Here is a 23,644-nt window from a genome sequence, read left to right as displayed (position 1 = left end):
GATGGGGCGTGGGAGGTCGCGCGTCGGCCCGGTGGCCGGGGCGCTCGGCGTGCTGACGCTGGCGAACGTGTCGAACAACCGGATCGCGCGTCGCTGGGCGCCCGTGACCTCGGCGGCGGCCACCGCCGCCCTGGTCACGATCGCCCGCCGCGACGGCCTGACCTGGGCGGAGCTGGGCTTCTCGGACGCGGGCCGCGGCGCGGGTCTCGGCGGGGCGCTCGCGGCCGGGGTGGCCGCTGTGTACGCCGCCGGAGTCGCCGTCCCGCGGACCCGCCCGCTCTTCCTCGACGAACGCGCGCTCGCGCTGTCCCGCGCCCGGCTCCTGGAGGAGGCGCTGGTCCAGGTGCCGATCGGCACGGTCCTGCTGGAGGAGGTCGCCTTCCGGGGCGTCCTGCCCGCGCTGCTCGGCCGGTCCCTCCCGGCGCGTACGGCGGGCGTCGCGGCGGCGGCGCTCTTCGGGCTGTGGCACGTCCTCCCGGCGATCGACATGGCGCGGGCCAACCCGGCGCTCGGTCACCTGGCGTCCGGGTCCTCTCCGGCGACCACCGGTCATCCGACGTCCGGCTCCCCGGCCGCGACCATCGGCCATCCGACGTCCGGCTCCCCGGCGGCGACCACCGGCCATCTGCGGTCCGGGCTCTCTCCGGCGACCGTCGGCCGGTTGGTCGCGGGGACCGTGGCGTCCACCACGGTGGCCGGCCTGTTCTTCGGGGAGTTGCGCCGCCGGGGCGGCCTGCTCGCCCCGGCCCTCACCCATCTCGGGACCAACTCCCTCGGCTATGTCGCGGCGCGCCTGGCCCGCCGCCTCGACCGCGACCGGAGGGAACGGGGGTAGCCGCGTCCGCCGGTCGCGGCGCGCCTGGTCCGCCGTTTGGACTGCGGCCGGGGGTAACCGAGGCCCGACGGCCGATGCCGAAATCCGGCCCTGCGTACGGGATGATCCAGCTCGTCATTGATTCACCCGTAAGGCGGACAAATAATGATTTCCCCCCGAATGTTGCTCGCCGTCGCGCTCTCCGTGACCCTCGCCGCAGGCTGCGGGGCGTCCGGCGACCTGTCCGAGGCCCCGGCCAAGGAGCCGAAGAAGGAGCGGCAGAGGGCCACCGCCACGGCGTCCGCGTCCGGCTGTGACGAGGTCGGCGACGACTTCGCCGGCGACGTCCGGCTGGCCAGGTGCGTCACGGAGCAGTTCTGGACCAAGCGGTTCGCGGCGGCCGGTGGAACGTACCAACCGGTGAAGCGCTTCATCGCCTACGGTCCGGAGAACGGGCCGATCTGCGGTGGCGAGCAGGCCCTTCCTGAGAACGCGTTCTACTGCCCTGACGGGCACTACATCGCCTACGACGCCGGGTGGCTGCGTTCCATGTATGACCAGATGGGAGACGGCGCGGTTTACGTCGTGATCCCGCATGAGTTCGGCCACGCCGTACAGGCCCAGTTGGAGAGCGACTTCGAGTACAACGTGGAGCAGGAGCTCCAGGCGGACTGCTACGGGGGCGCGACGCTCGGCGGGATGATCAAGGCCGGTCTGATCCAGGCGGAGGAGGGCGACGACGAGGAGCTGTTCGCCAACCTCGAAGCGGCCGGAGACCCCACCGACGCCTGGTGGGAGCCCAACGCGCACGGCACGCCCGAGCAGCGGCAGGAGGCGTTCGCCAAGGGCTTCGACGAGGGCGTCGGGAGCTGCTGACCGGCCCGTCCGGCCAGGGGCGGCTTCCTCCGCCCATCCCGCGCGCGCTCATGCGCGCGGCCGTCCGGAAGGTCCGTGGACGGGCCGGGTCAAGACGGGGTCAGGACGGGTCGGCGAGCCCGTTCCGGTACGCGTAGGCGACCGCCTGCGCCCGGTCCCGCAGGCCGGCCTTCGCGAAGAGGTTGTTGATGTGGGTCTTCACGGTCGCCTCGCTGACGTACAGCGCGGCCGCGATCTCCGCGTTCGACAGGCCGCGCGCGATGAGCCGCAGCACCTCCATCTCGCGCGGCGTCAGCGCGGCGGGCGCCGCTCCCCGGCGGGGTTCCCCCGAGGGGGAGGGGCGGGACCCGGCGTCCGGGGACTCGGGAGGCGCGGAACGGTCGGGCGCGGCGGGGGCGGGGGGATCGGAAGGGGCCTGAAGGGCCGTCACCGTGCTGATCAGCCGACGCTGCACGCCCGGGTCGAGCTGCGCGTCGCCGTTCATGACCGCCTCCACGGCTCGGGCGATCTCGTCGGCGTCGGCGCTCTTGGTGAGGAAGCCGCGCGCCCCGGCCCGGAGCGCGGTGAAGACCGACTCGTCGTCCGCGTACGTGGTCAGGACGACGACCTGGGTGTCCGGGAACTCGGCGCGGATCCGCCGGGTGGCCTCGACGCCGTCCATGCGGGGCATCCGCAGGTCCATGAGCACCACGTCGGGGCGTTCGGCGGCGACCAGCCGCAGCGCGGCCTCGCCGTCGCCCGCCGACCCGACGACCTCGATCCCGGGCAACAGGCCGAGCAGCAGCACCAGCCCCTCGCGGACCACCGACTGGTCGTCGGCCACCAGAACGCGCGCCGTCATGCGCGGCTCTCCTTCGCCGTACGCGGGACGACGGCCGACATCGTGCCCGCTCGCGTAGACGAGTGAAGGGGCAGGCGGGCGGTCACGCCGGCACCAGCAGCCGCACCCGGAAACCGCCGTCCGACTCGCCCGCCTCCAGCGTCCCGCCGAGAAGTTCGGCCCGCTCGCGCATCCCCACGAGCCCGTATCCTCCCCCAGACGTGCCGGGGACCTCGGAGGCGGGGTTCACCACATCCAGCTCGCAGGTGCCGTCCCGGAAGCCGAGCCGTACGCGCGCGGGCGAGCCGGGCGAGTGGCGGCGCACGTTCGTGATCGCCTCCTGGGCGGTGCGGACGATCGCGAGCTCGGTCTCCGGAGGCAGCCGCCGCTCCGGCCCGGACACCTCGACAGTGCACTCACGGCCCGTGGCCGTACGGAACTCGTCGGCCAGGGCGCGCAGCGCGACGGGAAGCGGCGGCAGATCCTCGCGCAGGGCGGCGACGGCCCGGCGGGCCTCTTCGAGACCGTTCTTGGCCAGATCCCTGGCGCGGTCCACGCGTTCCAGGGCCTCACCGGTCCGGTCGGCCCGCAACAGCAGCCGGGCGCCCTCCAGGTGCACGATCTGGGCCGACAGCGAATGGGCGAGGATGTCGTGGATCTCCCGCGCGATGCGGGCGCGCTCGGCCAGCACCGCCTCGCGCGCCTCGGCCTTCCTGGTGGCCCGGCGCAGCGCGGCCGTGTGCATGACGAGGTACGCCGAGCAGACACTCAGGCACAGGCTCAGATCCTGTGCCATGTCGCCGCTCACCGCGCCGCCGACGAGCAGCCCCACCAGCGCGACGACGGCCACCGGCAGCGAGTGCCGCGGCTGGTGGCGGGCCGCGGCGGCCCCGACGACGAAGAGCAGGCCGCCGATGGCGGGGCCGCTCGCGTTCGCCGTCTCGATCAGGACGATCGATGCCACGGCGGCGAGGCAGAGTGAAATGATCTTGACGGGGATTCCGAGGACCACCCTCCGGGGCGTCCCTTCTCTGTCGACGGGCAGGATCCCGGCGGCCACGGTGACGGCGACGGCGAGCGTGAGGCCGGCGACCGCGAGCCCGCGCCCCGACAGGCCGAAGCCGGGCGGGGTGGCGGCCTGCGCGACCACGAACAGCACGATCAGCCCCATGCGCAGCACGGCGGGGGAGCGTGTCGTCTTGCCGGGCGTCGTCACGCCACGACGTTAGCGTCGTATTCAATTGCCTCGCTTCGCTCGGCGGCTCGGGGCGCCCGAAGTCGGCTCGTGCCCTCGTCACGTCCTCACTCCTTCGTCGCTCCGGGCGTTCCTCGGTTACTTCACCGCCGCGCCCCTCGCGGGCCCGCTCGCTCCTCAGTCCAGACACCGCCGCGCCCCTCACGTTCCCCAGCCCGCTTGTTCCTCGGTCCGGGTCCCTCAGGACGTCAGCGGGCTTTCCGCCGGCCGTACGGTGACGCGGGGCAGGGTCCGGGCCCGCAGGCTCACCGCGACGGACTGGACGGCGATGGTCAGGCCGACGAAGAGCAGGACGGACGTGGGCGCCGGGGCGAGCCCCAGGGCGTACCCGGCGCCGAGGAGCGCGATCCGCGACGCGAGCGAGGCCAGCCAGGCCGCGGCCGTCCAGCCGGTGCCCCTGGACCAGGTCACCCCCGCCTTGTCCCGCCACACGCGCACGGTCGCGGCGCGCAGGAAACCGAAGCCCACGGCGACGGCGAGCTCCAGGACCAGCATCAGCACGCCGAGAGCCGGATGCCGGGTGCCCACGACGCCGCCTCCCGCGAGCCCGGCCAACATCATCAGCCCACCGAAGACGAGGATGCCTCGCCTCTCGGTACGGCGCGTCATCATCTGGCGGTAGACGACGAACAGCACGACGGCGACGCTCAGCACGGCGATCTGCAGGGGTTCCATGCAGGACAAAGTAGAAACCGGCCACCCCGTCCCGGATCGGCGCACGGGTGGAGAAGCCGATCTCCACCCATGGGTGGAGACGAGGCGCGCAGGTCGGCGCGGCGGGCGCGGGGGTGGCGGGGCCGTTCGGGGGCCGATCCGGGTGCTGGATGTCAGTGGGCGGCCATACGCTAGGGACGTGTCCACCCGAGCCATCACTCATCCTTTGCTCGACGGCCTCAACCCGCACCAGCGTGAGGCCGTGCTGCACCAGGGCGGTCCCCTGCTCATCGTCGCCGGGGCCGGCTCGGGCAAGACGCGCGTGCTCACCCATCGCATCGCGTACCTGCTGTCGGAGCGGGGCGTCCAGCCGGGCGAGATCCTGGCGATCACCTTCACCAACAAGGCCGCCAGGGAGATGAAGGAGCGGGTCGACCGCCTCATCGGTCCCCGGTCCAAGGCCATGTGGGTGATGACCTTCCACAGCGCGTGCGTGCGCATCCTGCGGCGCGAGGCCAAGCGGCTCGGTTTCACCAGCAGCTTCTCGATCTACGACCAGGCCGACGCGCAGCGGCTCATGGCGATGGTCTGCCGCGAGCTCGACCTCGACCCCAAGCGCTACCCGCCCAAGACGTTCTCCGCCCAGGTCAGCAACTTCAAGAACGAGCTGATCGACTACGAGACGGCGGCGGCGAACGCGCAGACGCATCTGGAGCGCACCCTCGCCGAGGCGTACCGCACCTACCAGACGCGGCTCACCGAGGCCGGCGCGATGGACTTCGACGACCTGATCATGCTCACGGTCACGCTGTTCCAGCTCTTCCCCGAGGTCGCCGAGCACTACCGCCGCCGGTTCCGGCACGTCATGGTCGACGAGTACCAGGACACCAACCACGCGCAGTACGTGCTGGTCCGCGAGTTGGTGGGGCGGCCCGCGCTCAGGACGGCCGACGGCGACCTCGTCCGCCCGGACGAGGCGGGCGAGGAGCGGGTCGAGCCCGCCGAGCTGGTCGTGGTGGGCGACGCCGACCAGTCGATCTACGCCTTCCGTGGCGCGTCGATCCGCAACATCCTGGAGTTCGAGCGCGACTACCCGGACGCGAAGACGATCCTGCTGGAGCAGAACTACCGCTCCACCCAGACCATCCTCAACGCCGCCAACGCGGTCATCGCCCGCAACGAGAGCCGCAAGCCCAAGAACCTCTGGTCCGACCAGGGGGCCGGTCCCAAGATCATCGGGTATGTCGCGGACAACGAGCACGACGAGGCCATGTTCGTCGCGCAGGAGGTCGACCGGCTCTCCGACGAGGAGGAGATCACCCCCGGCCAGGTGGCCGTCTTCTACCGCACCAACGCCGCCTCACGTGTCTTTGAAGAGGTCTTCATCCGGACCGGTCTGCCGTACAAGGTGGTGGGCGGGGTGCGCTTCTACGAGCGCAAGGAGGTCAAGGACCTGCTCGCCTACCTGCGGGTCCTGGCCAACCCGTACGACACGGTCTCCCTGCGCCGCGTGCTGAACGTGCCCAAGCGGGGCATCGGCGACCGGGCCGAGGCGATGGTCGAGGCGTTCGCGAGCCGCGAGCGGATCAGCTTCTGGGAGGGCCTGCGCCGGGCCGACGAGGCCCCCGGCCTGGCCACCCGCTCGCTGAACGCGATCAGGGAGTTCACCGCCCTGCTCGACGACCTGCGGGCCAAGGAGCTGCCGCTGTCCGAGCTCGCGGAGGAGGTGCTGGCCGCCACCGGCTACCGCACCGAGCTGGAGACCTCGGGCGACCCGCAGGACGAGAGCCGCCTGGAGAACCTCAACGAGCTGATCGCGGTGGCCGCGGAGTTCGAGGAGGGCAACCCCGAGGGCACGCTGGTCGACTTCCTCGAGCAGGTCTCGCTGGTGGCCGACGCCGACCAGATCCCCGAGGGCGAGGACCACGGCGGCGTCGTCACCCTGATGACCCTGCACACCGCGAAGGGGCTGGAGTTCCCCGTGGTGTTCCTCACCGCGATGGAGGACGGCGTCTTCCCGCACATGCGCTCCATGGGCGACCCCAAGGAGCTGGAGGAGGAGCGCCGCCTCGCCTACGTCGGCATCACCCGCGCCCAGCGGCGGCTCTACCTGTCCCGCGCGGCGGTGCGGTCGGCGTGGGGTGCGCCGTCGTTCAACCCGGCGTCGCGGTTCCTGTCCGAGGTGCCGAACGATCTCGTCGAGTGGCGCGGCGACCCGGCGAAGACCGCGTGGGGGGCGGCCACGTCGCGCGAGAGCCGTACGACGTCCGCGCCCAGGAAGACCGGCCAGCCGATCCCGAGCCTGGCCCCGGGCGACCGGGTCACCCACGACAGCTTCGGCCTCGGCACGGTCGTCGCGGTGGAGGGCCAGGCGGAGAAGACCCGCGTCAAGATCGACTTCGGTTCGGGTGGCGAGAAGACCCTGATGCTGGCCTACGCCAAGGTCGAGAAGCTCTGACCGCGCGGCCGCGGCGAAGGCGGCCAGGCGAGCGTCTCCAGACGAGCGTCTCCAGGCGAGGCGGCGGTGGCGCATGCCGGGTCGGCGGGTGGCCGGGCGAGTGCCCTGCCGGAGACCCGGACGCTTTCCCACAAGCCGACACGGCTCGCGCCGGACATGCCGAGGCCCCGTGGAACCGGTGAGGGCTCCACGGGGCCTCTGGCCGCCGATGCGATGACGGACCCTCTCCCGCCGGACGCCAGGCCGGCCGGGTGAGGGAGCCCGCCGGGTCACGCGCCTTGTCGGCCGGACCCGGCGGGATGACCGGACGCCATGACCCGGACACGACGCCCGGACAGCCTGCCGATCAGTCGCCCAGGTTGATGACGTCCGGGACCTCGGGGACGTCGCCGACGATGTCGCCCAGGGAGGCGACCTCGCTGCCCTTGGGAGCGGTGATGTTGAGCTTCGAGCCCCACTTGCTGAACTTGGTGTCGCCCGTCATGGACATCTCCATGCTGGACTTCTTGACCTTGAACGACATGGTCGTCGCGGTCGTCAGCCGGCGGACGAGCTGGTCGGCGCCGATCCAGAGATTCCAGTTGATCACGGCCTTGCCGTCGGCCGGCTTCAGGTCCTTGAGGTGCTTCCTCGTCGCCGGGGACGCCGCGTAGAGCTGGCGGAGCGTGATCGACCCGCGGTAGCGCGTGGTGCGGACGCCGTCCAGCGTGCCGCCGTTGCTCTTGGCCTTGGTGGTCGCGAGCACGGCCTTGAGGGTGCTCGGGTCGAACGTGTTGATGCCGAGGTTGCCGTCGAGGTTGGCCGCGTTGCCGCCGGGCATGCGCAGCCAGCTCTTGCCGTCGGGGAGCAGGTCGTCGTAGACGCCGCCGGACAGGTAGGAGGTCCCGTTGATGATGACCGTGCGGAGCGGGTTCTTCATCCCGTCGAGGTCGTCGTTGCCGCCGAACAGACCGCCGAAGTCGGACTTGGACGTCATGTCCGAGGCGGCGGCGCCCGACCTGCCGAACTGGACGTCGCCTTCGGAACGGAACTTGAAGGCGGTGATGCCCTCCATGGTGACCTTCGCGGCGGAGGTCACGTGAACGCCCTGCTTGGGCTTGATCTGCTTCACGAGGGCCGAGGCCGGGTCCGCGGCACGCGTCTGCGCGTACGCGGGGGCGGCGATCGCGGGGGCCATCAGCGCCGCGGTTCCCGCGCAGGCGACTGTGGCGATGATTCGCCTCATAAGGGGGGTTCCTCCTGTTGGGTGCCTTCCCCTCTCGCGGAGAAGGTGATCAAGATGAAGTGATCATGCTGCATCCTGCCGTGTGATGATCACAGTAAAGTCACGAAAATCGACATTTCCTGTGGATTTCCTCAATGCTTTCCGAGAGCGCCGTGGATCGTTCCTCGCTGCGCAGTCTCGTCGTCCCGTCCGCCGCGTCGGGGTGACGGATCGGCCCCCGGTTCGCGTACGCCGCCGGCCCCCGTCCCGGCCCGCGGATCGGCGCTTCCGCGCGTGGACGGCCGGGCACGAGTCGGGCGAGGATGTGAAGGCGGTCGCGTTGCGAGGAGGTCGCGATGGGTGCGATTCGGATCGTTCTTGCCAAGCCGGGCCTGGACGGGCACGACCGCGGGATCAAAGTGGTGGCGCGCGCGCTGCGCGACGCGGGCATGGAGGTCGTCTACACCGGCCTGCACCAGACCCCCGAGCAGATCGTGCGGGCCGCGATCCAGGAGGACGCTGCGGCGATCGGGTTGTCGATCCTGTCGGGCGCGCACATGACCCTCTTCGCCCGCCTGATGGAGGTCCTCAAGGAGCAGGATGCCGAGGACATCGTGGTTTTCGGCGGGGGGATCATCCCCGAGGCCGACATCCCCGCACTCCGGGACATGGGCGTGGCGGCCATCTTCACGCCGGGTGCGACCACGGAGGAGATCGTCGACTGGGTGCGCTCCGCTGTCCCTACAGGGATTTAGGATCTTTTGCGTAACTTTGCACTATCCGTCAGCCCTTGGCAAGGGCTTACCGGTACCCCATGACGTCTTCACGTCCCCGCTAGGGCTAGGCTTCATGCGCGGAAATGCCAGGCAGGTCACCCCGCCTGGCCCTCGACATTACGAAGATCAGCCGAAGGACGGACCCTCGTGGACCTGTTCGAACATCAGGCGAAGGAGCTCTTCGCGGAGTACGGCATCCCGGTGCCGCGCGGCACCGTGGCGCACACCGCAGACGAGGCGCGCGCGGCTGCCGAGCAGCTCACCGGGCGTGTCGTCGTCAAGGCCCAGGTCAAGACCGGGGGCCGCGGCAAGGCCGGTGGCGTGAAGGTGGCCGACGACGCGAGCGACGCTCACGCAAAGGCGACGCAGATCCTCGGGATGGACATCAAGGGCCACACGGTCCACAAGGTCCTGATCGAGGAGGCCAGCCAGATCGCCGAGGAGTACTACTTCTCCTTCCTCCTCGACCGCGCGAACCGTACGTTCCTGGCCATCTGCTCGGCCGCGGGCGGCATGGACATCGAAGAGGTCGCGCACACGGCGCCCGAGAAGGTGGCCAAGGTTCCGGTCAACCCCATCGACGGCATCGACCTCGCCAAGGCGCGCGAGATCGCGCAGGCCGGCGGCCTGCCCGACAAGGCGCTGGACGGCGCCGCCGCCCTCATCGAGAAGCTCTGGGCCGTTTTCGTCGACGAGGACGCCACCCTCGTCGAGGTCAACCCCATGATCCTGTCGGCCGACGGCCAGGTGAAGGCCCTCGACGGCAAGGTCACCCTCGACGACAACGCCAACTTCCGCCAGGCGGAGCACGCGGCGTACGTCGACAAGGCCGCCGAGGACCCGCTGGAGGCGCGGGCCAAGGAGAAGCACCTCAACTACGTCAAGCTCGACGGCACGGTCGGCATCATCGGCAACGGCGCGGGTCTGGTCATGTCCACGCTCGACGTGGTCGCCTACGCCGGTGAGGCGTTCCCCGGCCAGCCGAAGCCGGCCAACTTCCTCGACATCGGCGGCGGCGCCTCGGCCGAGGTCATGGCCAACGGCCTGGAGATCATCCTCTCCGACCCGTCGGTGAAGTCGGTCTTCGTGAACGTCTTCGGCGGCATCACCGCGTGCGACGCGGTCGCCAACGGCATCGTCTCCGCGTTCCAGCTCCTGGAGAGCCGTGGCGAGGCCGTGACGCACCCGCTGGTGGTGCGCCTGGACGGCAACAACGCCGCCCTGGGGCGGCAGATTCTGGCCGACGCCGGGCTGCCCCGCGTCGAGCTGGTGGACACCATGGACGACGCGGCCAAGCGCGCCGCCGAGCTCGCTGCGGTAGGTGCGTAATGGCTATCTGGCTGACCGAGAACAGCAAGATCATCGTGCAGGGCATGACCGGCGGTGAGGGCACCAAGCACACCCGCCGCATGCTCGCGGCCGGTGCCAAGGTCGTCGGCGGTGTCAACGCCCGCAAGGCCGGCATCGTCCACGAGGGCCTTCCCGTGTTCGGCACGGTGAAGGAGGCCATGGAGCAGACCGGCGCCGACGTGTCGGTCGTCTTCGTGCCCCCGGTGGCGACCAAGGCCGCCGTCAAGGAGGCCATCGACGCCGAGATCCCGCTCTGCGTGGTCATCACCGAGGGCGTGCCCGTCCACGACACCACCGAGTTCTGGGCGTACGCGCAGGCCAAGGGCAACAAGACCCGCATCATCGGCCCGAACTGCCCCGGCATCGCCTCGCCCGGCGCGTCCAACGCGGGCATCATCCCGGCGGACATCACGACCCCCGGCCGCATCGGCCTGGTGTCCAAGTCCGGCACGCTGACCTACCAGCTCATGTACGAGCTGCGTGACTTCGGCTTCTCCACCTGCGTCGGCATCGGCGGCGACCCGGTCATCGGGACCACCCACATCGACGCTCTCCAGGCGTTCCAGGACGACCCGAACACCGACGCCATCGTGATGATCGGTGAGATCGGCGGCGACGCCGAGGAGCGGGCCGCGGCCTACATCGAGGAGAACGTGACCAAGCCGGTCGTCGCCTACGTCGCGGGCTTCACCGCCCCCGAGGGCAAGACCATGGGTCACGCGGGCGCGATCGTCTCCGGCTCCGCCGGTACGGCCCAGGCCAAGAAGGAAGCGCTGGAGAAGGTCGGCGTCCGCGTCGGCAAGACCCCCAGCGAGACCGCACGCCTCATGCGCGAGATCATGCAGTCCCGCTGACGCCGTAGCGTCGCGATCGAATCACCCCGTGGGCGCCTCAGCCGAGGACCCCGCGGGGTGATTCGCGTCCGGGGCCGGAAACACCCGCTCCGGTCGGACGAAACGGGCGACACGCGGGCGGCGCAGCACGGCGAAGCCGTACCTTCCTGAGAACATCGACTATTGTGACGGCTCTTCTCGATCAACTGCGGACAGCCCCCCGTGCCGTCCTCAGCCGCTTCCCCAAAGGCGACGACGACGAGACCCGCAGGCCGCTCCCCGTGTCGGGCATGCTCGCCGGGGCGGGCACGCTCGGCGTCGGCCTCGCGGTGCTGACCACCCTCACCCTGATCGGCTGGGCCGCCGCCCCGCGGGGCGCTTTCGGGCAGGGGCTGCCCGGCGTCTTCCGAGCCGCCTGCCAGCTCTGGCTGGCGGCTCACCACGCCGGGTTCGCGATCCCCGGCGGCAGGGTCGGGTTGCTGCCGCTCGGCCTGACCATCCTGCCGGGCGTCCTGCTCTACCGGGCCGGCCTGTGGATGGCCCGCGACGCCGACCTCAGGCTGCGGATGCCCGCCCGGCTGCCGAAGGGGACGCCGCGCGACGTCGAGAACGCCCGGCGTCGGGCCCAGCTCGCGCTCGTCGCCCAGGCCGGCGTCTCGCTGGCCGCGCCGTACGCGCTGCTCGCCGGGATGATCTCCCTCGTCGCGCAGAACGAGGTCACCCAGCCGTTCCTCGGCGAGGCGCTGGCCAGCCATTTCGTGCTGGCGTTCCTGGCCGGGTCGCTGGCCACCGCCCGCACGATCGGTCCGTGGAAGTCGATGCTCCGGCTGCTCCCGGACCGCACCCGTTCGGTCGTCGCCGGTACGGCCGTCGCCCTGTCGATCATGTTCACCGCCGGACTGCTGCTGGTCCTCGTGGCGATCGCGGTGAAGTTCCCCGAGATCCGGCAGCTCTCGGAGACGCTCAGCCCCGGGTTCGTCGGCGGGCTCCTCCTGCTGCTGGTCGAAGCCCTCTACCTCGTCAACGCCGCGATCTGGGGCATGGCGTACATCGCCGGGCCGGGGTTCGCCATCGGCACCGGCACCCTCGTCGCGCCGACCGGGGTGAAGCTGAGCGCCGTCCCCACCGTGCCGCTGCTCGGCGCGCTGCCGGAGTCCGGCGTCGCCCCCACCTGGATCATGGGCGTGATCGCGCTGCCGTTCCTCGCCGGGGCGGTCGCCGGGGTCGTCGTGGCCCGGGTCGCCCCGACCCCGACGATCGAGGCGGCGCCGCTGTGGGGGTTCGGCTGCGGCCTGACCTCGGGCGCGGCGGCGGGCCTGCTCGCGGCGCTCTCGGGCGGCCCGCTCGGCGGGGCGCGCCTGTCCGCCGTCGGGCCCTCCCCGTGGGAGGTGGCGCTGTCGGTGGCGCTGGAGGTGGGCGTGGCGGCCGGCATCTCGGCCGGTATCGCGAACTGGCTGCTGATCTCGCGCCGTCCGGCGACCCCCGAGCCGGTGCGCAAGGCGAGCGCCGTGATCGCCAAGGCGGCGGGGAAGGTCCGGCGCGCCGATAAGGACAAGGCGGTCCGCGCCCTTCCCGGCCACTGGTTGGACGCGACCGAGGCCGACACCCAGCCCATCCCGGTGATCAAGGATGACTGGACCGACGAGCACGCCGCCGCGGCGGCGGAGACGTTCGCCGCGATCCGGGCCGCCCGCTCAGAGCCGGTACGGCCGCCGCGCAACGACATCGTGGACGAGTCCGACGACCGCGGCGGCCATGTGATCTATGTCGACCCCTACGCCTGGGAACGCGACTCCTGACGCGTTAGCGGGGGAGCGGCTAGAACTAGCTGGGGAAGGGGAGGTCGGCCGGCCAGGCGACGCCGAGCTTGCGCGCCACGGAGGTCTTGAGCTCGTTCATGCAGTCATGCTCGGCGGTGATGGTCCCCGCACCCTTGCCGCACTCCACGTACGCGTTGATCTCGGTGGAGAAGAAGAGCTGGGTGGCCATCAGGAGGCCGCCGAACATGAACACGACGGCCGACACGACCAGCGCCGTGACCGCCGCGCCGACCGGGCGGCGGTCCCTGCTCAGCGTGCGCACGTCGCGGAACGCGACCACGAAACCGAGGACCGCCAGCACGACCCCGGCGGCGGGCAACATGAACGTGCAGATCAGCGCCGCCAGGGCGAGCAACAACGCCCGGCGGCCCCCCAGGTCGGAGACCGGCGTCTGCAGTGGTGCCGTCACGATTCCCACCCTTGCCTTCCGCGCTATTCCTTGTCGCGGCGCCCCGGCTTTCCGCCGGGCCGCCTTCAAGTCCGGTGGCCGGAGCCCGATACCCTTTCTACCGGCGAGGGCCCGCTGCCTGCGCCTCCTCACCAGCCTTCCCGAAGGAGTCAGCCCGGTGCCATCCGGACCTCACCATTCCGCAGAGGCCGCCCGGCTCGTGGTTCTCGTCTCCGGTTCCGGGACCAACCTACAAGCCCTTCTCGACGCGGCGGCCGCCCCGTCGTTCGGCGCTGTGATCGTCGCCGTCGGCGCGGACCGCGACGGCATCGAGGGGCTGGCCCGGGCCGAGCGCGCCGGGGTGGCCACGTTCGTCGAGCGGGTGACCGACCACGCCGGCCGCGACGAGTGGGACGAGGCGCTGGTGGAAAAGATCGCGGCCTACAAGCCGGACCTCGTGGTGTCCGCCGGTTTCATGAAGATCCTCGGCCGTCGCGTCCTCGACTCCTTCACGGTGGTCAACACGCATCCGGCGCTGCTGCCCGCCTTCCCGGGGGCGCACGCCGTACGGGACGCCCTGGCCTACGGCGTCCGCGTCACCGGCTGCACGGTCCACCTGGTCGACGCCGGGGTGGACACCGGCCCGGTGATCGCGCAGGAGGCGGTGCCGGTGCGCGAGGGCGACGACGAGGAGACGCTGCACGAGCGGATCAAGACCGTCGAGCGCAGGCTGCTCGTCGAGATCGTCGGGCGCATGGCGCGCGAGGGCTGGACGGTTTCCGGCCGTCGGGTACGCCTGGGGCGTGCCTGACCCCGGTTTCCGGGCAGGACGACCCAGCAGATGAGCTGGGCGAAAACGGAACAGAGAGGATCACGAAGTGACCCGCATCGCCATTCGGCGCGCGCTGATCGCCGTATACGACAAGACCGGGCTCGAAGAGCTGGCCCGGGGCCTTGAGGCGGCGGGCGTCGAGATCGTCTCAACGGGCGGCACCGCCGCCGCCATCGCGTCATTCGGCGTTCCCGTGACCAAGGTCGAGTCGCTGACCGGCTTCCCGGAGTGCCTGGACGGCCGGGTCAAGACGCTGCACCCGAGGGTCCACGCGGGCCTGCTCGCCGACGGCGCGAACCCGTCGCACATCAAGCAGCTCGACGAGCTGGAGATCGAGCCGTTCCAGCTCGCGGTGGTCAACCTCTACCCGTTCGCCGAGACGGTCGCCTCCGGCGCCTCGGACGCCGAGTGCGTCGAGCAGATCGACATCGGCGGGCCCGCGATGATCCGCGCCGCGGCCAAGAACCACGGCACCGTCGCGGTCGTCGTCGACCCCGACGCGTACACCAGCGTGCTCGCCGCAGTGGCCGAGGGCGGCTTCACGCTCACCGAGCGGCGGCGGCTCGCCGCCGCGGCGTACGCGCACACCGCCGCCTACGACGTGGCCGTCGCCTCCTGGTTCGCGAACGTGTACGCGCCGGAGGGCGAGTGGCCGTCCTTCATGGGCGCCGCGTGGCAGCTGCGGACGCCGCTGCGCTACGGCGAGAACCCGCACCAGGGCGCCGCGCTCTACTCCGGTCGGGAGGCCGGCCTGGCGAACGCCGAGCAGCTCCACGGCAAGGAGATGTCCTACAACAACTACGTGGACGCCGACGCCGCGTGGCGGGCCGCGTGGGACTTCGACGAGCCGTGTGTGGCCATCATCAAGCACGCCAACCCCTGTGGCGTGGCGGTCGGCGCGGACGTCGCCGAGGCGCACCGCAAGGCCCACGCGTGCGACCCCGTCTCGGCGTACGGCGGCGTGATCGCGGTGAACCGCGAGGTCACGCGGGAGCTGGCCGAGCAGGTCGCGCCGATCTTCACCGAGGTCCTGGTCGCGCCGTCGTTCGCGCCCGAGGCGCTCGACATCCTCAAGGGGAAGAAGAACCTCCGGCTGCTCGCCTGCCCGACCGGCCCCTCGAACGCGGCGGAGTTCCGCCGCATCGACGGCGGCCTGCTCGTGCAGACCGCGGACCGGGTGGACGCGCCCGGCGACGACCCGGCGACGTGGGAGCTCAAGGCCGGCACGGCCGTACCGGACGAGGTGCTGGCCGACCTCGCCTTCGCCTGGCGGGCGTGCCGTTCGGTGAAGTCGAACGCGATCCTGCTGGCCGCAGAGGGCGCCACCGTGGGCATCGGCATGGGCCAGGTCAACCGGGTCGACTCGGCCCGTCTCGCGGTGTCCCGGGCGGGCGAGCGCGCCGCGGGCTCGGTGGGCGCCTCCGACGCGTACTTCCCGTTCGCCGACGGCCTGCAGGTGCTGGCGGAGGCGGGGGTGAAGGCGATCGTCGAGCCCGGCGGCTCGATCAGGGACGAGGAGGTCATCGCCGCCGCGGAGGCGGCCGGCATCAGCCTCTACTTCACCGGCACCCGCCACTTCTTCCACTGATCGGCACGGCCACCACCGTTAGGAGAGCAATGAGCGCGCGGATTCTGGACGGCAAGGCGACCGCCGCCAAGATCAAGGCCGACCTCGCCGAGCGGGTGTCGGCCCTGGCCGCCAAGGGCGTCACGCCGGGCCTCGGCACGATCCTCGTCGGCGACGACCCCGGCAGCCAGATCTACGTCGCGGGCAAGCACCGGGACTGCGCCGAGGTCGGCATCGCGTCCATCCGTGTGGACCTGCCGGAGACGGCGAGCCAGGCGGACGTCGAGGCGGCGATCGACGAGCTCAACGCGTCCCCGGAGTGCACCGGGTACATCGTTCAGCTCCCCCTGCCGCGCCACCTCGACACGATGGCGCTGCTGGAGCGGATGGATCCGGCCAAGGACGCCGACGGCCTGCACCCGGTCAACCTCGGCCGCCTCGTCCACATGGTCGACGCCCCGCTGCCGTGCACGCCGCGCGGCATCGTCCACCTGCTGCAGGAGTACGGCGTGCCGCTGAAGGGCGCCGAGGTCGTCGTGGTCGGGCGCGGCATCACGGTCGGGCGCTCGCTCGGCCTGCTGCTCACCCGCCGCTCCGAGAACGCCACAGTGACCACCTGCCACACCGGCACCCAGGACCTGGCCTGGCACACCCGCAAGGCGGACGTGGTCGTCGCCGCGGCCGGCGTGCCCAACCTGATCACGGCGGAGATGGTCAAGCCCGGGGCGGCGGTGCTCGACGTGGGCGTCTCCCGGGTGGACGGCAAGATCGCGGGTGACGTCGCCGCGGACGTGCGCGACGTGGCCGGGTTCGTCGCCCCCAACCCGGGCGGTGTCGGCCCGATGACCCGCGCGATGCTGCTCACCAACGTCGTCGAGGCGGCCGAGCGCGCGGCCGGCTGAGCCGGGGTCAGGTCCGCCCGGGGTCGTGCAGTTGCTGCGCGAGCCAGGGCAGGGCCTCGGGCAGTTCCCGGTTCCAGGTGGCGAAGTTGTGCCCGCCGCTCGGCAGGATCAGCGACGACGCCTGCATGGGCGGCTTCACCGCGGCGAGGAACGCCTTGGTCGCCTTGTAGTTCGCCTCGCCGGTCTCGCTGCTCGTCACGAGCACCGAGACCGGCGGGGCGGGCAGGTGGGCCAGGCGCCACATCAGGTCGTGCTCGTTCTGCAACCGCTTGTCGCCGCCGAAGAGGTCGCCCGTGGTGACGTCGATCAGGCCGTGGTAGTAGCCCGACAGGGAAACCGCGGCGGAGAACACCTCCGGGTGCTTCATGGCGAGCTTCAGGGCGCAGTAGCCGCCGGTGGAGCCGCCGAGCACGCCCCAGCTCTGGGCGTCCGTGCCGGTCCGGAAGGCGGTGGAGATCGCGTGCTGCAGGTCCGTGCTGAGGAAGGTCTCGGCCTTCGGTCCTCCCGGGACGTCCACGCACTCGGTGTCGCGGGGCGGCGCGACGGTGGGCCGCATGAGCACCATGATCGTCGGACGGATCTGGTGCTCGGCGATCAGGCCGGCGGCGCGCTGCGGCAGGTTCAGCCGCGTGACCAGGTTCTTGGCGTCCCCCGGATATCCGGTCAGGGCCACGATCACCGGGAAGCGGGTGGTGGCGTACTTCTTCTCGAAGTACTGCGGCGGCAGGTAGACGTACGCGGGGGCGCTGAGCCCGCTCCGCGGTCCTGACACGACCACCTCTTCCAGGCGTCCGCCCGAGTGGCCGGAGCCGGGGCGCGGCGAGGCCACCGGCGTGCTGTCGACCACCTGGACCTGGCCCGCGCCGGCCGCCGCCGCGGCGGCCGGGATGATCGGGGCGGTCGAGGTGTCCGTGCCGAGCAAATCGCTCCAGGACGCGTAGAACGCGAAGTACGAGTTGAGCGCCAGCCCGAGCGCGGCCAGCGTGAGGATCTGGTCGGCGACGAGGACGCCGATCCGGCCCGTGACCGGAAGCCAGCCCTTGCCGCTCAGCCGGGGCCACAGCCACACCGTGGCGGCGAGCGCGGCGACGGCGAGTGCCGCGACGAACACCTGCAGCGTGATCGATGTCAGTGCCAAAACCGTCCCCCTGCGGTTCCCCGGACGCGCCGATCCCTCGTGGATCCGACCCGCTCGGAGGGTCCTCCGGGCGGGGTTCGCGTCGCCCCACGCTGCCATGATGCTCGATCACCGCGGCCTGCGGCGCCCATCGCCAAAGGTACTCACTCTGGGTAAGGCTGGTGTTAGCCTGTACGCGGGCTGTGATTCAGCACCTATTGTGCATCCGTGACTACTCGGATGAGCCTTCTGCGGGGCGGGGTCTCACGGCCGTGGGTCCCGGCGGCGGCGGGATACGCCGCCCTGGTCATCGGCGTCCTGGACATCGTCAAGGCGATCGTGCCGCATGTCCGGACCAGCCGGTTCAGCGAGGTGGCCAGCGTCCTGCCGGGCAGCGTCACCACGTTGGCGCAGGCGGGAACGCTCCTCGTCGGCGTCTTGCTGATCATGCTCGCGCACGCGCTGCGGAGGCGCAAAGTGCGCGCCTGGCGGGCCGTGGTGGTGCTGCTGCCGGTCGGCGCGGTGGTCGAGAGCCTGCGCTGGCGTCATCAGCTCGCCGCGACCGTGAGCCTGGTCCTCTGCGTGGTGCTGCTGGTCAACCGGCGCGAGTTCTACGCGCTCTCGGATCCGCGCTCCCGGTGGCGCGCGCTGTGGAACTTCCTGATCCTTGGGGCCTTCAACCTCGGCATCGGCTGGCTCTTCGTCGCCATGCACACCCATTCGGTGATCGGCACGCCCACCACGGCCGACCAACTGGAGCACGTGGTCCTCGGTCTGTTCGGCCTCGAAGGGCCGGTGCAGTACTCCTCGGACCGCGTATCCGACCTGGTGTACTACTCGCTGGCCGGGCTCGGCGCGCTCACCGCCATCACGACGATCTATCTCGCGCTACGGCCGGAGCGACCCGTCGCCGCGCTCAGCCCCGAGGACGAGGTCCGGCTCCGCGGCCTGCTCCACAAGTACGGCGGGCAGGACTCCCTGGGCTACTTCGCGTTGCGGCGCGACAAGAGCGTCATCTTCTCCCCGAGCGGGAAGGCCGCGATCGCGTACCGGGTCGTGGCGGGGGTCATGCTGGCCAGCGGCGACCCGATCGGCGACGTGGAGGCGTGGCCGGGCGCGATCACCCGCTTCCTCGCGGAGGCGAGGCGGCACGCCTGGGTCCCCTCGGTCATCGGATGCAGCGAGACCGGAGGCGAGGTGTGGACCAGGGTCGGCGACCTGGACGCGCTCGAACTGGGTGACGAGGCCATCGTCGAGGTCGCCGACTTCACGCTTGAGGGCCGGGCCATGCGCAACGTGCGGCAGATGGTCAACCGGGTCGAGCGTCTCGGCTACACCTGCCGGGTCCGGCGCGTGGGGGACCTGTCGGGGGAGGAGAAGGCGCGCATCCGCGACGCCGCCGCCTTCTGGCGCGGCACCGAGACCGAACGCGGCTTCTCGATGGCCCTCGGCCGGTTCGGCGACCCGTGGGACGCCGGCTGTGTCGTGGTGACGGCGCACAAGGCGAACGATGACGACGGTGCGGGCGTTGGAAGCGGGGAGGGCGCCGACCGGCCCGGCGGCGACATCCGCGCCGTCCTGCACTTCGTGCCGTGGGGCAAGGACGGCATCTCGCTCGACCTGATGCGCCGGGACCGCGAGGCCGACCCGGGGCTCAACGAGCTGCTCATCGTCCGGGCGCTGCAGGCGGCGCCGGAGCTCGGCGTCACCCGGGTCTCCCTGAACTTCGCCATGTTCCGGTCGGCGCTGGCCAGGGGCGAGCGCCTCGGCGCTGGCCCGGTGCTGCGCGCGTGGCGTGGCCTCCTCGTCTTCCTCTCCCGCTGGTTCCAGATCGAGTCGCTGTACAAGTTCAACGCCAAGTTCCGGCCCATCTGGGAACCCAGGTTCCTGGTGTATCCGCACGCCCGCGACCTGCCGCGCATCGGCGTCTCCGCGCTGCAGGCCGAGGCGTTCCTCACCATGGACCTGCCCGGCCTGCCGTTCCCGTGGGGGAGGGGGACCTGGCCCAGGCACGTGGCCCCCGGCCGGGAGGCGGCCCTCGGTCGCGCCGAGAACGAGCTCAGCGCGTCCATCGCGGCTGGCACGCCGACCCCGTCCACCGATCCCCAGGCGGCGACTGGGCCCGGCGCACCAAGCGAGCCGAAGACGACCGGCGAGCCCGGCGATCCCGGTGCGAAGGCGCCCGCCGACGGGTGAGGCCCCGCCGACAGGTGAGGCCCCCGCCGCGTCCCGCCCAGGCCGGCAGTGCGACCCGGTGAACCCGCATTCAGGCTCGCCGGTGCGGGGCCGTACGCCATGCCGGGTGCGGGCGGACGGCGTCAGCTCGCGCGGCGGCTCGACGTCGGCGGCGTGTGGTGGTGCGCCGGATCGGTGGGCCGCTGGGTCGGGATCACCGGGGTCGGCCGCACCAGGCCGAGCGCCACGACCTCGTTGGCCAGCCGGGTGCGCCGGTTCGTCCCCTCCGGGATGCGGAACTTCTGGTAAAGCCGCAGCAGGTGCTGCTTGACCGCCGCCTCCGTCACCACCAGGTCGTCCGCGATCTCCCGCGCGGTCGCCGGGGCGACGAACGCCTCGTCCGACAGCGCCGGACGGCACAGCGAGGTCAGCACGTCGACCTCGCGGCGGGTCAGCTCGGGCGCGGCGGCCCGGCGCAGCTCGACCTCGGGGGTGAAGTCCTCGCGGGGGATGCCGCCCACCCGCGCCCTGGCGGCGCCGAAGGAGACCACGTCGCCGTCGTCGAGCACCCTCCGGGCGATCGGCCTGCCGTTCACCCGCGTGCCGTTGCGGGACAGCCCCAGATCGACGACGTACAGGTAGGGCCCGCGCCGGACGAATTCGGCGTGCAGCCGCGAAACGCTCGGATCCGTCAGCCGGATGTCGACGCCCCTGCCCCGACCGATCGTGGTGATCTCGGGGCGCAGGGCAATGACCTCGCCGCTGTCCTCGATCCGAATGAACGGCCCCTCCACGGCAGTTCCTCCCCAGGTAGCCCGCCGTTACTTTCGCTACAGATCCGGCTTACCCAGACGTGGGGATCGGGAATCTCCTTTGCCGCAAGGAGAATCCTGCTTGAAATTGGTCTGGACCTCTGCGAGGTGCTTTGCCTGCTCACGGGTAGACTTCGGGCGAAGATAAGCGGAGGAAACACTCATGGCGGACAAGCCCACCAAAGGCCTCGCCGATGTCGTCGCCGCGTCCACAGCGCTCAGCGACATCGACGGGAAGGCCGGCCGGCTTTTCTATCGCGGCTACGACATCCACGATCTGGCCGGCCGCACGACGTTCGAGGAGACCGCGCATCTGCTCCAGCACGGCTCACTGCCGTCCCGCGACCAACTGGCCGCCTACGGGGCCGAACTCGTCCGGGGGCGGACCCTCGGAGGGCTGGTCGCGAGCAACATCCCGGAGATCGCCGCGAAGCAGGAACCCATGGAGGCGCTGCGCACGCTCGTCTCCCTCGCCGGCGCCGACGACCCGGACAAGGACTCCAACGCGGCCGACGCCAACCTGCGCAAGGCTGCCCGCCTGACGGCGCAGCAGCCCCTCCTGGTCGCCCGTTATCACGCGGCCCGCACCGGTGCCACGATCCCCGACCCCGACCCCGAGCTGAGCATCGCGGCGAACTTCCTGCTGCAGATCACCGGGAGGACGCCGTCCCAGCGCGAGGTCGAGATCTTCGACACGTGTCTGGTGCTGCACGCCGACCACACGATGAACGCCTCCACGTTCGCCGCCCGCGTCTGCGCCGCGACCCTCTCCGACATGCACTCGGCGATCGTCGCGGCCATCGGCACGCTGAAGGGCCCCCTGCATGGAGGCGCGAACGAGCAGGTCATGCGTACGCTGGAAGCGATCGACCCCTCTGGGGTGGCGCAGACCGTACGGGACAAGCTCGCGGCGGGTGAGAAGATCATGGGCTTCGGGCACCGGGTCTACAAGACGGAGGACCCGCGGGCGACGCATCTTCGGAAGATGTCGCGGGAGCTGGGCGAGGCGTCCGGCGACGACACGTACTACCGGATGTCCAAGGAGATGGAGGAGGTCGTCTTCGCGGAGAAGGGCCTGTATCCGAACGTGGACTTCTACGCCGCGACGGTCTACCACTACCTGGGCATCCCGACGGACCTGTTCACCCCGGTGTTCTCGGTCAGCAGAATGTCCGGGTGGACCGCGCACGTGATCGAGCAGCACGCCGACAACCGGCTGATCCGCCCGGACAGCGAGTACATCGGCGAGCGCGACCAGAAGTGGAAGCCGATCGACGAGCGGTGAGCGGGAGAGCGAGCCGGAGCGGTGGGCGTCCGGAACGGACGCCGCACCGGAACGAGGAGTGAGGGTCACAGGCGCTGGTGAGTGTGAGCGGTAAGCCCTGGGGGCCGTACCTGCTGGTCACGGCGGGTGCGGTCGCCGGGCTGGGCCTGATCGCCTACGGCGTCGCCATCTGGGTGGGCGGCGCGGTCATCGGGTTCGCACTGGTCGCGGGCGCGGCGTTACGGCTGATCGTCCCGGAGGACCGAGCCGGGCTGCTGGGCGTCCGCACGCGGCGGACGGACGCCCTCGTGCTCCTGGTGCTCGGCGCGGCCCTGGTGGCGGGCTCGCTGAGCCTGCTGCTACGCCTGCACAGCACCTAGCCACGGGCGCGTCCCGCCCGTCCGATAGCCTCAACGGCCAGTGAGCCGCAAAACGGACCGTCTGGCCAGTGTTAGTTCAGAAGGGGAACCACACGCATGCCCAAGATCAAGGTAGCGGGTCCGGTCGTCGAGCTTGACGGCGACGAGATGACCCGGATCATCTGGCAGTTCATCAAGGACCAGCTGATCCTTCCCTACCTCGACGTCGACCTGAAGTACTACGACCTCGGCATCGAGCACCGCGACGCCACCGACGACCAGGTCACGATCGACGCCGCGAACGCCATCAAGCAGTACGGCGTCGGCGTCAAGTGTGCGACGATCACGCCGGACGAGGCCCGGGTCGAGGAGTTCGGCCTGAAGAAGATGTGGAAGTCCCCGAACGGGACGATCCGGAACATCCTCGGCGGTGTCATCTTCCGCGAGCCGATCATCATGTCGAACGTGCCGCGGCTCGTCCCCGGCTGGACCAAGCCGATCGTGGTCGGCCGTCACGCGTTCGGCGACCAGTACCGCGCGACCGACATCAAGGTGCCGGGCGAGGGCACGCTGACCCTGACCTTCACCCCGAAGGACGGCAGCGAGCCGGTCGAGCTCAACGTCTTCGACTTCCCCGGCGGCGGCGTCGCGATGGCGATGTACAACCTGGACGAGTCGATCCGCGACTTCGCCCGCGCCTCCATGCGGTACGGCCTGGCCCGGAACTACCCGGTTTACCTGTCGACCAAGAACACGATCCTCAAGGCGTACGACGGCCGGTTCAAGGACATCTTCGCCGAGGTCTACGAGACCGAGTTCAAGGAGGAGTTCGACAAGGCCGGGATCACCTACGAGCACCGCCTGATCGACGACATGGTCGCCTCCGCGCTGAAGTGGGAGGGCGGCTACGTCTGGGCGTGCAAGAACTACGACGGTGACGTCCAGTCGGACACCGTGGCGCAGGGCTTCGGCTCGCTCGGCCTGATGACCAGCGTGCTGATGACCCCGGACGGCCGTACGGTCGAGGCCGAGGCCGCCCACGGCACGGTGACCCGTCACTACCGCCAGCACCAGCAGGGCAAGCCGACCTCCACCAACCCGATCGCCTCGATCTTCGCGTGGACCCGTGGCCTGGCGCACCGCGGCAAGCTCGACAACCAGCCCGAGGTGATCGACTTCGCCGACAAGCTGGAGCAGGTCTGCGTCGAGACCGTCGAGGGCGGCCAGATGACCAAGGACCTGGCGCTCCTGGTGGGCGGTGACGCCGAGTGGCTGACCACGCAGGACTTCCTCGCGGCTCTGGACGAGAACCTGAAGAAGAAGATGGCCGGCTGATCATGCCGCCCCGGTGACGGGCCGCTCGCCTTC

21 protein-coding genes are annotated in these 23,644 nt (G+C 71.1%); 14 read left to right on the top strand and 7 right to left on the bottom strand.

The window, feature by feature from the left end; all coding sequences use genetic code 11:
* The first annotated feature begins 1 nt into the window (after position 1).
* Positions 2–835 (top strand): CPBP family glutamic-type intramembrane protease, encoded by an 834-nt coding sequence (locus AWQ68_RS01740; protein ID WP_066933413.1) that lies wholly within the window; start codon positions 2–4, stop codon positions 833–835.
* A 144-nt stretch (positions 836–979) separates the two neighbouring features.
* On the top strand, positions 980–1,690 hold the full coding sequence (locus AWQ68_RS01735) for a neutral zinc metallopeptidase (protein ID WP_084463559.1): 711 nt from the start codon (positions 980–982) through the stop codon (positions 1,688–1,690).
* 100 nt (positions 1,691–1,790) lie between these two features.
* Here the strand turns inward: AWQ68_RS01735 and AWQ68_RS01730 are convergent, their stop codons facing one another.
* From AWQ68_RS01730 to AWQ68_RS01720, 3 genes are all read right to left on the bottom strand, one after another.
* Positions 1,791–2,531 (bottom strand): response regulator transcription factor, encoded by a 741-nt coding sequence (locus AWQ68_RS01730; RefSeq protein ID WP_066933407.1) that lies wholly within the window; start codon positions 2,529–2,531, stop codon positions 1,791–1,793.
* A gap of 82 nt (positions 2,532–2,613) precedes the next feature.
* Positions 2,614–3,726, bottom strand: coding sequence for a sensor histidine kinase (locus AWQ68_RS01725; RefSeq protein WP_066933405.1), 1,113 nt, complete (start codon positions 3,724–3,726; stop codon positions 2,614–2,616).
* A 219-nt stretch (positions 3,727–3,945) separates the two neighbouring features.
* Positions 3,946–4,440: a hypothetical protein gene (locus AWQ68_RS01720; RefSeq protein ID WP_066933401.1), complete on the bottom strand. Its 495-nt coding sequence runs from the start codon at positions 4,438–4,440 to the stop codon at positions 3,946–3,948.
* 178 nt (positions 4,441–4,618) lie between these two features.
* Here AWQ68_RS01720 and pcrA point away from each other — a divergent pair, with 178 nt between their 5' ends.
* A complete protein-coding gene (gene pcrA / locus AWQ68_RS01715) occupies positions 4,619–6,877 on the top strand; it encodes a DNA helicase PcrA (protein WP_373281483.1) in 2,259 nt (752 codons plus the stop codon).
* Positions 6,878–7,223: 346 nt separating this feature from the next.
* Here pcrA and AWQ68_RS01710 read toward each other — a convergent pair whose 3' ends face one another.
* The gene (locus AWQ68_RS01710; RefSeq protein ID WP_066933393.1) at positions 7,224–8,102 is read right to left on the bottom strand and encodes an SCO4651 family lipoprotein; all 879 of its coding nucleotides are present in this window, start codon (positions 8,100–8,102) and stop codon (positions 7,224–7,226) included.
* Positions 8,103–8,437: 335 nt separating this feature from the next.
* Between AWQ68_RS01710 and icmB the strand changes: the two genes are divergently transcribed.
* The 4 genes from icmB to AWQ68_RS01690 all read left to right on the top strand — a co-directional run bounded on the left by icmB (position 8,438) and on the right by AWQ68_RS01690 (position 12,839).
* Positions 8,438–8,836 carry a coenzyme B12-dependent isobutyryl CoA mutase small subunit gene (icmB, locus tag AWQ68_RS01705; RefSeq protein WP_066933390.1) on the top strand — a complete coding sequence of 133 codons (399 nt, stop codon included), beginning with the start codon at positions 8,438–8,440 and terminating at the stop codon, positions 8,834–8,836.
* A 168-nt stretch (positions 8,837–9,004) separates the two neighbouring features.
* Positions 9,005–10,186 carry an ADP-forming succinate--CoA ligase subunit beta gene (gene sucC, locus AWQ68_RS01700; RefSeq protein WP_066933388.1) on the top strand — a complete coding sequence of 394 codons (1,182 nt, stop codon included), beginning with the start codon at positions 9,005–9,007 and terminating at the stop codon, positions 10,184–10,186.
* Entirely contained in the window at positions 10,186–11,061 is an 876-nt protein-coding gene (gene sucD, locus AWQ68_RS01695) for a succinate--CoA ligase subunit alpha (RefSeq protein ID WP_066933385.1), read from the top strand. The genes sucC and sucD overlap by 1 nt, the downstream gene beginning before the upstream one ends.
* Before the next feature lie 164 nt (positions 11,062–11,225).
* A complete protein-coding gene (locus AWQ68_RS01690; protein WP_066933382.1) occupies positions 11,226–12,839 on the top strand; it encodes a cell division protein PerM in 1,614 nt (537 codons plus the stop codon).
* A gap of 25 nt (positions 12,840–12,864) precedes the next feature.
* Here the strand turns inward: AWQ68_RS01690 and AWQ68_RS01685 are convergent, their stop codons facing one another.
* Positions 12,865–13,269, bottom strand: coding sequence for a hypothetical protein (locus AWQ68_RS01685; RefSeq protein ID WP_066934200.1), 405 nt, complete (start codon positions 13,267–13,269; stop codon positions 12,865–12,867).
* A 157-nt stretch (positions 13,270–13,426) separates the two neighbouring features.
* On the opposite strand from AWQ68_RS01685, the gene purN reads away from it, so the two are divergent.
* The 3 genes from purN to AWQ68_RS01670 all read left to right on the top strand — a co-directional run bounded on the left by purN (position 13,427) and on the right by AWQ68_RS01670 (position 16,549).
* Positions 13,427–14,059, top strand: a complete 633-nt coding sequence (gene purN, locus AWQ68_RS01680; RefSeq protein ID WP_066933379.1) for a phosphoribosylglycinamide formyltransferase — start codon at positions 13,427–13,429, stop codon at positions 14,057–14,059.
* A gap of 67 nt (positions 14,060–14,126) precedes the next feature.
* A complete protein-coding gene (gene purH / locus AWQ68_RS01675; RefSeq protein WP_066933377.1) occupies positions 14,127–15,668 on the top strand; it encodes a bifunctional phosphoribosylaminoimidazolecarboxamide formyltransferase/IMP cyclohydrolase in 1,542 nt (513 codons plus the stop codon).
* 29 nt (positions 15,669–15,697) lie between these two features.
* Positions 15,698–16,549 (top strand): bifunctional methylenetetrahydrofolate dehydrogenase/methenyltetrahydrofolate cyclohydrolase, encoded by an 852-nt coding sequence (locus tag AWQ68_RS01670; RefSeq protein WP_066933374.1) that lies wholly within the window; start codon positions 15,698–15,700, stop codon positions 16,547–16,549.
* A gap of 7 nt (positions 16,550–16,556) precedes the next feature.
* On the opposite strand, the gene AWQ68_RS01665 is transcribed toward AWQ68_RS01670, so the two are convergent.
* Positions 16,557–17,687 (bottom strand): alpha/beta hydrolase, encoded by a 1,131-nt coding sequence (locus AWQ68_RS01665; RefSeq protein WP_066933371.1) that lies wholly within the window; start codon positions 17,685–17,687, stop codon positions 16,557–16,559.
* A 207-nt stretch (positions 17,688–17,894) separates the two neighbouring features.
* Here AWQ68_RS01665 and AWQ68_RS01660 point away from each other — a divergent pair, with 207 nt between their 5' ends.
* Positions 17,895–19,862, top strand: a complete 1,968-nt coding sequence (locus tag AWQ68_RS01660; protein ID WP_218006741.1) for a phosphatidylglycerol lysyltransferase domain-containing protein — start codon at positions 17,895–17,897, stop codon at positions 19,860–19,862.
* A 122-nt stretch (positions 19,863–19,984) separates the two neighbouring features.
* On the opposite strand, the gene AWQ68_RS01655 is transcribed toward AWQ68_RS01660, so the two are convergent.
* Positions 19,985–20,635, bottom strand: coding sequence for an FHA domain-containing protein (locus AWQ68_RS01655; RefSeq protein ID WP_066933365.1), 651 nt, complete (start codon positions 20,633–20,635; stop codon positions 19,985–19,987).
* Positions 20,636–20,816: 181 nt separating this feature from the next.
* Here AWQ68_RS01655 and AWQ68_RS01650 point away from each other — a divergent pair, with 181 nt between their 5' ends.
* The 3 genes from AWQ68_RS01650 to AWQ68_RS01640 all read left to right on the top strand — a co-directional run bounded on the left by AWQ68_RS01650 (position 20,817) and on the right by AWQ68_RS01640 (position 23,611).
* The gene (locus tag AWQ68_RS01650; protein WP_066933362.1) at positions 20,817–21,938 is read left to right on the top strand and encodes a citrate/2-methylcitrate synthase; all 1,122 of its coding nucleotides are present in this window, start codon (positions 20,817–20,819) and stop codon (positions 21,936–21,938) included.
* Between the two features lie 83 nt (positions 21,939–22,021).
* Entirely contained in the window at positions 22,022–22,297 is a 276-nt protein-coding gene (locus AWQ68_RS01645; protein WP_169808828.1) for a DUF3017 domain-containing protein, read from the top strand.
* Positions 22,298–22,393: 96 nt separating this feature from the next.
* Entirely contained in the window at positions 22,394–23,611 is a 1,218-nt protein-coding gene (locus AWQ68_RS01640) for an NADP-dependent isocitrate dehydrogenase (protein WP_066933355.1), read from the top strand.
* Positions 23,612–23,644 lie beyond the last annotated feature (33 nt).

It is taken from the genome of Microtetraspora fusca, assembly GCF_001570365.1.
In the GTDB taxonomy this organism is placed as follows: Bacteria; Actinomycetota; Actinomycetes; order Streptosporangiales; family Streptosporangiaceae; genus Microtetraspora; species Microtetraspora fusca.
Note: the sequence above shows the minus strand (reverse complement) of the source record. Positions and strands in the feature narration are given on the sequence as shown.